The organism is Mycobacterium sp. 1423905.2 (assembly GCF_001673155.1).
GTDB lineage: Bacteria > Actinomycetota > Actinomycetes > Mycobacteriales > Mycobacteriaceae > Mycobacterium.
Genome location: NZ_LZLE01000208.1, coordinates 1 through 11,516, shown reverse-complemented (window position 1 = coordinate 11,516; position 11,516 = coordinate 1). Strand labels below are relative to the sequence as shown.

At 65.8% G+C, this 11,516-nt stretch carries 11 protein-coding genes and 1 pseudogene; 9 read left to right on the top strand and 3 right to left on the bottom strand.

Features of this window, described 5'->3' with window-relative positions:
• The 6 genes from trpC to A9W95_RS12240 form a co-directional block, all read left to right on the top strand.
• Positions 1-773 (top strand): indole-3-glycerol phosphate synthase TrpC (gene trpC / locus A9W95_RS12265; protein WP_067412674.1); only part of this gene is annotated, 773 nt, incomplete at its 5' end.
• 35 nt (positions 774-808) lie between these two features.
• Positions 809-2,077 (top strand): tryptophan synthase subunit beta, encoded by a 1,269-nt coding sequence (trpB, locus tag A9W95_RS12260; protein ID WP_067412669.1) that lies wholly within the window; start codon positions 809-811, stop codon positions 2,075-2,077.
• Positions 2,078-2,081: 4 nt separating this feature from the next.
• Positions 2,082-2,894 (top strand): tryptophan synthase subunit alpha, encoded by an 813-nt coding sequence (gene trpA, locus A9W95_RS12255; RefSeq protein WP_156746167.1) that lies wholly within the window; start codon positions 2,082-2,084, stop codon positions 2,892-2,894.
• Positions 2,891-4,936 carry a prolipoprotein diacylglyceryl transferase gene (lgt, locus tag A9W95_RS12250; protein WP_067412666.1) on the top strand — a complete coding sequence of 682 codons (2,046 nt, stop codon included), beginning with the start codon at positions 2,891-2,893 and terminating at the stop codon, positions 4,934-4,936. The genes trpA and lgt overlap by 4 nt, the downstream gene beginning before the upstream one ends.
• A gap of 14 nt (positions 4,937-4,950) precedes the next feature.
• Positions 4,951-5,343, top strand: a complete 393-nt coding sequence (locus A9W95_RS12245) for an NINE protein (protein WP_067412664.1) — start codon at positions 4,951-4,953, stop codon at positions 5,341-5,343.
• A 34-nt stretch (positions 5,344-5,377) separates the two neighbouring features.
• Entirely contained in the window at positions 5,378-5,752 is a 375-nt protein-coding gene (locus A9W95_RS12240; protein ID WP_156746169.1) for a DUF2752 domain-containing protein, read from the top strand.
• 30 nt (positions 5,753-5,782) lie between these two features.
• Here the strand turns inward: A9W95_RS12240 and A9W95_RS12235 are convergent, their stop codons facing one another.
• Complete coding sequence (locus A9W95_RS12235) at positions 5,783-6,547, bottom strand: cutinase family protein (protein ID WP_067412658.1); 765 nt, start codon at positions 6,545-6,547, stop codon at positions 5,783-5,785.
• A 216-nt stretch (positions 6,548-6,763) separates the two neighbouring features.
• Here A9W95_RS12235 and pyk point away from each other — a divergent pair, with 216 nt between their 5' ends.
• The 3 genes from pyk (at position 6,764) to A9W95_RS12220 (ending at position 10,532) form a co-directional block, all read left to right on the top strand.
• A complete protein-coding gene (gene pyk, locus A9W95_RS12230) occupies positions 6,764-8,182 on the top strand; it encodes a pyruvate kinase (protein WP_067412655.1) in 1,419 nt (472 codons plus the stop codon).
• A complete protein-coding gene (locus A9W95_RS12225) occupies positions 8,183-9,049 on the top strand; it encodes an acyl-CoA thioesterase II (RefSeq protein WP_067412652.1) in 867 nt (288 codons plus the stop codon).
• Between the two features lie 85 nt (positions 9,050-9,134).
• A complete protein-coding gene (locus tag A9W95_RS12220) occupies positions 9,135-10,532 on the top strand; it encodes a bifunctional lysylphosphatidylglycerol flippase/synthetase MprF (protein ID WP_067412650.1) in 1,398 nt (465 codons plus the stop codon).
• Positions 10,533-10,598: 66 nt separating this feature from the next.
• On the opposite strand, the pseudogene A9W95_RS12215 reads toward A9W95_RS12220, so the two are convergent.
• Both A9W95_RS12215 and A9W95_RS12210 read right to left on the bottom strand, forming a co-directional pair.
• Positions 10,599-11,174 (bottom strand): annotated as a pseudogene (locus A9W95_RS12215) (HdeD family acid-resistance protein); the annotation flags it as partial.
• 50 nt (positions 11,175-11,224) lie between these two features.
• On the bottom strand, positions 11,225-11,516 hold a 292-nt coding region (locus A9W95_RS12210), incomplete at its 5' end, for an adenylate/guanylate cyclase domain-containing protein (protein ID WP_216638162.1).

Genomic DNA, 11,516 nt, shown 5'->3' with positions numbered 1-11,516 from the left:
CCGACGTTGCCGCGCGCGAAGCCCGCATAAGTCTCGCGGAAATCAAGGCAGCCGCAGCAGCAGCGCCGCCACCTCTGGACGTGATGGCCGCACTGCGCCAGCCCGGCATCGGCGTCATCGCCGAAGTCAAGCGCGCCAGCCCGTCGGCCGGATCCCTGGCGACCATCGCCGACCCGGCCAAGCTAGCCCGGGCCTACGAGGACGGCGGCGCGCGAATCATCAGCGTTCTCACCGAGGAGCGCCGTTTCCACGGCTCTTTGGAGGACCTCGACGCGGTGCGTGCCGCGGTCTCAATCCCCGTGCTGCGCAAGGATTTCGTGATTCAGCCGTACCAGATCCACGAGGCGCGTGCGCACGGTGCCGACATGCTGCTGCTCATCGTCGCCGCGCTGGACCAGTCGGCGTTGGTGTCGATGCTGGACCGCACCGAATCGCTCGGTATGACCGCGTTGGTCGAGGTCCACACCGAAGAAGAAGCCGACCGGGCGTTGAAGGCCGGGGCCAGTGTGATCGGCGTCAATGCACGCGATTTGATGACGCTCAAAGTCGACCGGGACTGCTTTGCAAGAATCGCCCCTGGGCTACCCAGCAAGGTGATCAGGATCGCCGAATCCGGTGTGCGGGGCACCGGTGATCTGCTGGCGTATGCGGGTGCGGGTGCGGATGCTGTGCTGGTCGGTGAAGGTCTGGTCAAAAGCGGTGATCCGCGCGCCGCGGTTGCCGACCTGGTTACCGCGGGCACCCATCCGTCCTGTCCCAAACCGGTTCGCTAACCGTTGCTGAGCCGCGTCCACATCGAGCCGTAGTCATGGCAGATCTATCTCGCCCGGGACTCCCGCGCACCAGTGCCGCCATTGCCGAACCCACTCGGCACGAGCCTGATTCGGGAGGACACTTCGGTGTCTACGGTGGCCGTTACGTTCCCGAGGCGCTGATGGCGGTGATCGAAGAAGTCACCGCCGCCTACGAGAAGGAACGTGTCAATCAGGATTTCCTGGATACGCTCGACGACTTGCAGACGCACTACGCCGGTCGCCCCTCACCGCTCTACGAGACCACCCGGCTGGGCGAGCACGCCGGGTCCGCGCGCATCTTCCTCAAGCGAGAAGACCTGAACCACACTGGTTCTCACAAGATCAACAATGTGCTCGGCCAGGCACTGCTGGCGCGCAGGATGGGCAAGACCCGAGTGATCGCCGAGACCGGTGCAGGCCAGCACGGGGTGGCCACCGCAACCGCGTGTGCACTGCTCGGCTTGGACTGTGTCATCTACATGGGAGCGGTCGACACTGCCCGTCAGGCGCTCAACGTGGCCCGCATGCGCCTTCTGGGCGCGCACGTCGTTTCGGTTGAAACCGGTTCCCGGACACTCAAAGACGCGATCAACGAGGCATTCCGGGATTGGGTTACCAACGCCGACAACACGTATTACTGTTTCGGGACCGCTGCCGGACCGCATCCCTTTCCCACCATGGTGCGTGACTTTCAGCGGATCATCGGTTTGGAGACGCGGTTTCAAATTCAGCAGCAGGCGGGCAGATTGCCCGACGCGGTGGTGGCGTGCGTCGGGGGAGGGTCCAACGCGATCGGCATCTTTCACCCGTTCATCGACGACCCCGGGGTTCGCCTGGTCGGGTACGAGGCGGCCGGTGATGGGGTCGAGACCGGCCGTCACGCAGCGACATTCACCGGCGGTTCACCCGGAGCATTTCAGGGATCGTTCTCCTACCTACTGCAGGACGAGGACGGGCAGACCATCGAATCCCATTCCATCTCAGCAGGTCTGGACTACCCCGGGGTCGGGCCCGAACATGCGTGGCTGAAAGACACCGGACGGGTCCAGTACGAGCCCATCACCGATTCAGAGGCGATGGACGCGTTCGGGCTGCTCAGTCGAATGGAAGGCATCATTCCGGCCATCGAATCCGCGCATGCGGTGGCCGGTGCCCTCAAGTTGGGCAAGGAGATGGGAAGGGGGGCGGTCATTGTGGTGAACCTGTCCGGCCGAGGGGACAAGGACGTCGAGACAGCCGCGAAGTGGTTCGGCCTGATGGGCCCGTCGGGCACCCAGGCTTGAGCAGATGATGACGGTGGAGCAAAGCGAGGCAAGCCGGCTAGGACCGCTCTTCGCATCCTGTCAGGCGAATGATCGCGCGGCCCTGATCGGTTATCTGCCGACCGGTTATCCCGACGTGACGACTTCGGTTACGGCGATGACGGCGCTGGTCGAAGCCGGTTGCGACATCGTCGAAGTGGGGGTGCCGTATTCGGACCCCGGCATGGACGGGCCGACCATTCAACGTGCCACCGAGGCGGCCCTTAGTGGGGGAGTGCGGGTGCGCGACACCCTGGCCGCCGTCGAGGCGATCAGTCGAGCCGGTGGCAGTGCCGTGGTGATGACCTATTGGAATCCGGTCTTGCGCTACGGAGTCGACGCGTTTGCTCGGGATCTGGCCGCCGCCGGCGGTCAGGGGTTGATCACTCCTGACCTCATTCCCGACGAGGCCCAGCAGTGGATGGCCGCGTCGGAACAGCATGGGCTGGACAGAATCTTTCTGGTCGCGCCCGCCTCGACACCCGAGCGCCTGGTGAACACCGTCCACGCCACCCGCGGATTCGTCTATGCGGCGTCCACGATGGGCGTCACGGGGGCGCGCGATGCGGTTTCGAATGCCGCCCCTGAGCTGGTCGCCAGGGTCAAGGAGGTTTCCGACATACCCGTCGGAGTCGGGCTGGGCGTGCGGTCCGGGGAGCAGGCCGCGCAGATTGGCAGCTACGCCGACGGTGTCATCGTCGGTTCGGCCTTGGTCTCCGCGTTGGGCGAAGGCTTGCCGAAATTGCGGGCACTGACCGAAGAGCTCGCTGCAGGTGTGCGGCAAAGGATCTCCGCATGACCACGACTTGGCTCGCCTATTTCCCGAGTCCGCCCCGAGGTGTCTGGCATCTTGGGCCTCTACCCCTCCGCGCCTACGCCTTATTCATCATCATCGGCATCCTGGTCGCCTTGGTGATCGGGGACCGACGTTTCGCCGCACGTGGTGGTGAGCGTGGCGTGACCTACGACATCGCGCTGTGGGCCGTGCCTTTCGGCCTGATCGGCGGCCGGCTTTACCACCTGGCCACCGACTGGCCCACCTACTTCGGTCCGGGTGGAGCCGGGTTGGGTGCGGCCCTGCGAATCTGGGACGGCGGGCTGGGCATCTGGGGTGCGGTCGCCCTCGGCGGCGTGGGAGCGTGGTTGGGCTGTCGACGCCGTGGGATCCCACTGCCGGTCTTCGCCGATGCGATAGCGCCCGGAATCGTGCTGGCGCAGGCGATCGGCCGGCTCGGGAACTACTTCAACCAGGAGCTTTACGGCCGAGAAACCACGCTGCCGTGGGGCCTGGAAATCTTCTACCGTCGCGACCCCTCGGGCTTCGTCGACGTGCATTCGCTCGACGGTGTCTCCACCGGGCAGCTGGCGATGGTGGTGCAACCGACGTTCCTGTACGAATTGCTCTGGAATGTACTGGTTTTCGTGGTCCTGATCTATTTGGATCGCCGGTACTCCCTGGGCCATGGGCGCTTGTTCGCGCTGTATGTCGCGGGCTACTGCGTCGGACGTTTCTGCGTCGAATTGCTGCGCGATGACACGGCCACACACATTGCCGGCATCCGGATCAATTCGTTCACCTCCACTTTCGTGTTCATCGGGGCGGTCGTTTATGTGATGGTGGCGCCGAAGGGTCAAGAGGACCCGGCGACCGCGCGTGGCCACGTCGATGCCGCCGACGACGAGATCGAACCGCAGCCCGCGGAGCTCGTCACCGTCGGGTCCTCATCTGCCGGCGCAGCAGCGACCGACGCACCGGGTGGGTCTTCGGACACGCCCGAGATGGTGGCGGCTCTCGAGCCGGAGACCGAGGCGGTTGCCGAAGGCGCGTCGGAGCCCGCGCCGACCGAAGAGCCAGCGGCTGAGGGCGCCGAGCCAGACGTTGATGCGGCGGCCACAGAGGCCGAAGCGGCCGAAGCGGTCGAGGTCGCGCCTGGTGACGGGGACGTGTCGGAGCCGGAGGCCGCCGAGGCGGCAGCGCCGGAGCCCGAGGCGCCGGAAGTGGCCGCGCCCGAGGAGCCTGCGACCGAGGCGCCTGAGGCTGATGCCGAGGCCGAGCCGGACGTTGAGGGGGCGGCCGCGCAGGCTGAAGCGGCCGAAGCAGTCGAGGCCGCGCCTAGTGACGGGGACGTGTCGGAGCCGGAGGTCGCTGAGGCTGAGGCGCCGGAGCCGGAGGCGCCGGAAGTGGCCGCGCCCGCGGCCGAGGCCGACGAATCCGAACAGCCCACGACCGCGGCGCCTGAGGCTGACGCCGAAGCCGAGCCGGACGTTGAGGGGGCGGCCGCGCAGGCCGAAGCGGTCGAAGCGGTTGAGGTCGCGCCCAGTGCAGGGGACGTGTCGGAGCCGGAGGTCGCTGAGGCTGAGGCGCCGGAGCCGGAGGCGCCGGAAGTGGCCGCGCCCGCGGCCGAGGCCGACGAGTCCGAACAGCCCACGACCGAGGCGCCTGAGGCCGACGCTGAGCCGGCCGAGCCGGACGTTGAGGGGGCGGTCACAGAGGCCACAGCGGCCGAAGCGGTCGAGGCGGCGCCCAGTGACGGAGACGTGTCGGAGCCGGAGATCGCCGAAACAGAGGCGCCGGAGCGCGAAGCGCCGGAAGTCGCCGCGCCCGCGGCCGAAGCCGACGAATCCGAGGAACCCGCGGCGGCGGCGGCCGAGCCGGACGCGGAGAGCGCGGACACGAAGGCAGAGGCCATCGAGACATCGGAAGACGAACCCGCGGCCGAAGCCGAGAAGCCAGCGGTCCAGCCCGACCCCGCCTCGGCGGCCACCGTGGATGCCGCCGACTCGACACGTGGGAACTGGCGAACCCGACTGCGCGGCATACGGCGGCGCTCGGGCCGGTAACTGCCTGGTCTGGCATGCTGGTTTCCGTGACCGACCAGTCATCGGCCTGGGAAGCCGGACAGGCGAACCAGCACCCGGGCTACCCGCCGCCGTATCAGCCCGAGTATGCCCAACCCAGCGGTTACCACGACGCATCCGCCCCATTTGGTCGCCATCCCGTCACCGGCCGACCGTTTTCGGACAAGTCGAAGACAGTGGCCGGTCTGCTGCAGCTGCTGGGACTCTTCGGAATCGCCGGACTGGGTCGCATCTACATCGGTCAGACCGGCTTGGGCGTCGCGCAGCTGCTGGTCGGCTGGTTCACCTGCGGCGTCGGCGCCATCGTCTGGGGCACCATCGACGCTTTGCTGATCCTCACCGACCGCGTCTGCGACCCGTCCGGTCGGCCGTTGCGCGATGGAACCTGACCGAATCGCCCGCACACGGGGACATCGCGGCGGTATGTACGCCGCCGGTTCGGCCGTCGTGCTGGCCGGGGCGCTTGGCTACATTGCCCTCGTCGACCCGCACAACACGAACTCGGTCTACCCGCAGTGCCCGTTCAAACTGTTCACCGGCTGGAACTGCCCCGCGTGCGGCGGCCTACGCATGATGCACGACCTACTGCACGGCGATCTGGCTGCCAGCATCAACGACAACGTTTTCCTGCTGGTCGGCATACCGCTGCTGGCGGCCTGGGTGGTCACGCGCCGCTACCGTGGCCGCGCAGCGTTGTCCATCCCGCTCATGGTCGCGATTGTGGTCGCGATGGTCGGCTGGACCGTGATCCGTAATCTTCCGGGCTTCCCACTGGTGCCGACGCTATCCGCCGGATAGGTGTGACGGACCGAGAGGCCAGTCAGAAGCTCACTCGCCGAAGCCGCCCGGCTCAGCAGGAGGCGGCGGCGGAGGCGGACCGCCCGGGCTCGCGCCAATCCTGGCGGCCGCGAAGGCCGCGCCTTGGTCGATCATGGCGCCTCCGTCGGCGTAGCTATTGTGCGCGGCGAAATTCAACCCTTCCGAGCACACCGGGTCATCGGTCGCGCACACCTTTAGGGTCTTGGCCTGATACAGCGGACCGATAGCGACCATCGGCTGGCCCAAAAATTCCATGGCCCGCGTATTCGGCAAGCCGAATAGCACCACCGAGCTGACGTGGTTGGCCACTTCCGGGTCCAGTGGCCGCGGCACGGTGTTGGGATCCACTCCATCGGGAACTGTCGCCGACGTGACGAAGCCCATCACGGCCGCCCCTTGGGAAAAGCCGCTGAGCACCATTTGGGTCTTGGGGCACGTGTGCGCCATGTTGTTCACGTGAGCGCCCGCGTCCCGAACGCCGTCGACGCCCGTCGCCCACTGGTCGCTGGCGGGGTAGTTGACCGCGTACACACCCAATGACTTGCCGCCGATGCGCGGGCGCAAGTTGTTGATGAACGCCTCACCCGTCGGGCCGACACCCGGAGCCTCACCCGTGCCGCGCGCGAAAACCACCTCGGCATCGGGACAATCGGCGGACGCCGCGGGAATGCCGGAGCCAGAGACGATCGAAGCGCTCAAACCCCAGGCGGTGATCACCGCCGGACCGACGAAACGAACAACGTGGCGTGAAATCATGTCGCAGGAAGTGCCCATACCAGCCCTCCGTCAAACCGGGATATTTTTCCGAGGTCAGTGCATGTCGCCGGACCATTGTTGCATGGGTCAATAATGTGACGCGACCCATTCCGCGGGTTCTACCTGCATTGATAGCGGCCATGGTGGCCAGCGTCACATCCGCATCGACAAGAAGCCGAGGTAGACGCCGTCATGACACCCTGAGGCCGGTTAGCGGGACTATGCTTTGTCGTCGTGACTAGACGCGGGAAGATCGTCTGCACTCTGGGGCCGGCCACCGCAAAGGACGACTTGGTCAGAGCGCTGGTCGAAGCCGGAATGGACGTCGCCCGCTTGAACTTCAGCCACGGCGACTACAGCGATCATGAGGCCGCCTACAAGCGGGTGCGGGCCGCCTCGGACGCGACCGGCCGCGCGGTCGGGGTGCTGGCCGACCTGCAGGGCCCGAAAATCAGGCTGGGCCGTTTCGCCAGCGGGCCCACCTATTGGGCCGACGGCGAAACCATTCGCATCACCGTCGCCGAGTGCGAAGGCAGTCACGACCGCGTCTCCACTACCTATAAGAGGTTGGCTGAGGACGCCGTATCGGGCGACCGGGTACTGGTCGACGACGGCAAGGTCGGGTTGGTGGTCGAGGAGGTCGACGGCGACGACGTCGTCTGCACCGTCATTGAGGGCGGCCCGGTCAGCAACAACAAGGGCATCTCGTTGCCGGGGATGAACGTGTCCGCCCCGGCGCTCTCGGACAAAGACGTCGAGGATCTGACCTTTGCCATGAAGCTGGGCGTCGACATGGTGGCACTGTCGTTCGTGCGCTCGCCCTCGGACGTCGAACTGGTCCATGAGGTGATGGATCGCATCGGGCGGCGGGTGCCGGTCATCGCGAAGTTGGAGAAACCCGAAGCGGTCGACAACCTGGAAGCGATCGTGCTGGCCTTCGACGCAGTCATGGTGGCCCGCGGCGACCTAGGCGTCGAGCTGCCCTTGGAAGAGGTGCCGCTGGTACAGAAGCGGGCCATCCAGATCGCCCGGGAAAACGCCAAGCCGGTGATTGTGGCGACCCAAATGCTCGACTCGATGATCGAGAACTCCCGCCCCACCCGCGCCGAGGCTTCCGACGTCGCCAACGCCGTCCTCGACGGCGCCGACGCGTTGATGCTCTCCGGGGAGACGTCGGTAGGGAAGTACCCCTTACAGGCGGTCAAGACGATGTCCCGGATCGTGTGCGCCGTCGAGCAGAATTCCACGGCGGCGCCACCGTTGACCCACGTGCCGCGCACCAAGCGCGGCGTGATCTCCTACGCCGCCCGTGACATCGGCGAACGACTCGACGCCAAGGCGCTGGTCGCGTTCACCCAGTCCGGGGACACCGTGCGGCGGCTGGCCCGGCTGCACACCCCGCTGCCGCTGCTGGCCTTCACCGATCTGCCCGAAGTGCGCAGCCAACTCGCCATGACCTGGGGCACCGAGACGTTCATCGTGCCGCACATGAAGTCCACCGACGGCATGATCCGCCAGGTCGACAAATCCCTGCTCGAGTTGGGCCGCTACAAGCGCGGCGACCTGGTGGTGATCGTCGCGGGCGCGCCGCCCGGGACAGTCGGCTCGACCAACCTGATCCACGTGCACCGGATCGGCGAGGACGACGTCTAGTTGTCCGACTTCGACGAGTTGCTGGCGGTACTGGATCTCAATCGAGTCACCGACGACCGGTTCATCGGGTGCCACCCCAGTAAGAACCCGATGCGCACGTTCGGCGGTCAATTGATGGCTCAGTCGTTCGTCGCCGCCACCCGCACGCTGACCCGCGACGACCTGCCGCCCAGCGCGGTTTCGGTGCACTTCGTCAACGGTGGCGATACGTCCAAGGACATCGAATTCCACGTGACGCGCCTGCGCGACGAACGCCGGTTCGCCAACCGCCGCGTCGACGCGGTGCAAGACGGAACCCTGCTGTCGTCGGCGATGATCTCCTACATGTCCGGCGGCGCCGGACTCGAGCACGCCGTCGAACCGCCGCCCGTCCCGCCGCCGCATGACCTGCCGAAAATCGGTGACCTGCTACGCGGCTACGAAAAGACCGTCCCGCACTTCGTCAACGCGTTGCAGCCGATCGAGTGGCGCTACACCAACGACCCCGCCTGGGTGATGCGGGACAAGGGTGAGCGCCTGTCCTACAACCGGGTCTGGGTGAAGGCCTTGGGCGTGCTACCCGATGACCCGATGCTGCACACGGCGACCATGTTGTACTCCTCGGACACCACCGTGCTGGACTCCGTGATCACCAGGCATGGGTTGTCATGGGGATTCGACCGCATCTTCGCGGCGTCCGCCAACCATTCCGTCTGGTTTCACCGGCCGGTCAACTTCAACGACTGGCTGCTGTATTCGACCTCGTCACCGGTCGCCGCCGATTCCCGTGGCCTGGGCAGCGGACACATCTTCGACAGCGATGGTCAACTGCTCGCGACCGTGGTTCAAGAAGGCGTCTTGAAATACTTTCCCGCCGCGCGCCGATAGTCATCTCGGGTACTCGAGTACCTCCGTCGCAGCTTTGACCAGGCGTAACCTCGCGTCTAGGCGGCAGCTCATCGGGGAGGTGAGTGTGAAAGAGCCCTCGGCCGACGTCCTGGCGAGGTTCCGCGCGCGCGAACATGTTGTCGTCCAAGTAGATTCGCTGATCGCCCGCTGCCTGGGATCGCTGGCCCTGCTGTGCGCGGCATGCTGGTTGATCGCGATATTAGCTCGCAACTACCGGCACGAGGATTGGCACGCCGCCGGCCGCTTGAGCTGGTCACTGACCATCCTCGCGGCGGTGGCATTCATCGCCCGCGGCATCTTCCTCGGCCGTCCGGTGACAGCGAAGCACGCCACGGCGGCCGCCCTGTTTCTGATCGCGGGCCTCGGCGCGCACGTGTTGCTGTTCAACATCATCGGCGAAGTCCTGATTGCCGGATCCGGCCTGGCGCTGATGTGGCCCACGTCGTCGCACCCACGACCACAGGACCTGCCCAGAGTGTGGGCCTTGGTCAACGCCACCCGCGCTGACGCCTTGGCGCCCTTCGCGATGCAGGCCGGTAAGTGTCACTACTTCACTCCGGACGGCGCGGCGGCGCTGGCGTATCGGACGCGGATGGGGTTCGCGGTGGTCGCCGGCGACCCGATCGGTGAGGAGGGCCGGTTCGGTGAGTTGGTGTCCGGTTTCGTCACCATGTGCCGTACTCGGGGCTGGCGGATCGTGGTGGTGGGCTGCAGTCAGCGGCGACTGCCGCTGTGGGGCCAGTGCGCCGAACTCGGTCGAAGGCTACGGCCGATCCCGATCGGGCGCGACGTCGTCGTTGACGTGGCGAACTTTGAAATGGTCGGACGCAAATTCCGTAACTTGCGTCAAGCGGTCAACCGCACCCACAACGCCGGTATCACCACCGAGATCGTGGCCGAACAGGCACTGAACGACGGCCAGCGCGCGGAGTTGACCGAAATGCTGCTGGCCTCGACCAAGGGAGCGCGCAGCGATCGCGGGTTCGTCATGAACCTCGACGGCGTACTCGAGGGCCGATACCCGGGCGTGCAGTTGGTCGTTGCTCGAGACGCGTGCGGCCAGGTGCAGGCTTTCGATCGATTCACCACGGCCGGCGGCGGCAGCGACTATTCCCTCGACGTGCCGCGACGGCGCCGCGGCGCGCCCAACGGGGTAGACGAACGGCTTATCGTCGACATGATCACCGCTGCCAAAGAGTCAGGCGGACAACGGGTTTCACTGGCGTTCGCCGCATTCCCGGACATCTTCGACGCGCCGCACCGAACGCGCCTGCAGCGCTTGTTCTATCAGCTGATTCATGTCCTTGACCCGCTGATCGCACTCGAGTCGCTGTACCGGTACCTCGGCAAGTTCCACGCCATGAACGAGCGTCGTTACGCGCTGGTCTCCATGACTCAAGTGGTTTCGTTGCTGATAGTGCTGCTGTCGTTGGAATTCCTGCCGCGCCGGCGACACCTATGACCTAGGCAGGTCCGAGCTCTGCGGGCCGACACCACCGTCGATCGGGGTCCGGCGTTGTTGGAATGGCAGCTCTTGCGATGCCTTACGAATGCCGAACGCCGACACCATCTCGAAGACGCCGATGACCACCAGCCAGATGCCGATCACTAGGGCGAGAGTGATCAGTGAGTTGATGGGCGAAGCCAATACAACAACGCCCGCCAAAACGCTGATGGCGCCGATGAAGATGTTCCATCCTCGGCCCGGTAAGTGGGGGTCGTTAATTGCGGAGACCGTTGTGGCGACGCCGCGAAAGACAAATCCGACACCGATCCATATGGCGAGTAGCAGCCAGGCGTTCCCAAAATGCCGCAACGCCAGCAGCGCTAGAACCAACGATGCTGCACCGCTGACGAACAGCAAGATGCGACTGCTCGCGGATGCGTGCAGCGCGAAGGCGAATGCGACTTGGGCAGCACCCGCAACAAGCAGATAAACGCCGAAAGCAATGGCCGCTACGAGGAGGGTTATCTGCGGCCAGGCCAGCACGAAGATGCCGAGGACCACCGACAGAAGTCCGGATACCAGCGTTGACTTCCACAGGTGTGGCAGCAGATTCGGGACGGGGTTGGGAGCGGGACTGGACACGTGGCTTGGTTCCATGGCCAACAGTGTGACGCATGTGGCGGGCTTGGTACAGGGGCCTACCGAGGTCAGACGCGGGCGGCGGTGTGCGGTTCTTCGACGAGTGCTTCCGTCGGCCGCTCGGCCTTCTTGCGGCAGGTCAAATACCAGGTGCGCATGATGCCTTTGCCTTTGACGTTGATCCGGCCGCGTTCTTCGAACTCGAAGTCGTCCTTGAGCCGCTGATAGACGTCGTCGGGAACTTGGATCTGGCCGACCGAGTCGGTGGATTCCATCCGCGATGCGACGTTGACCGCGTCACCCCAGACGTCGTAGAAGAAGCGGCGCGAACCCACCACGCCAGCGACCACGGGCCCGGCC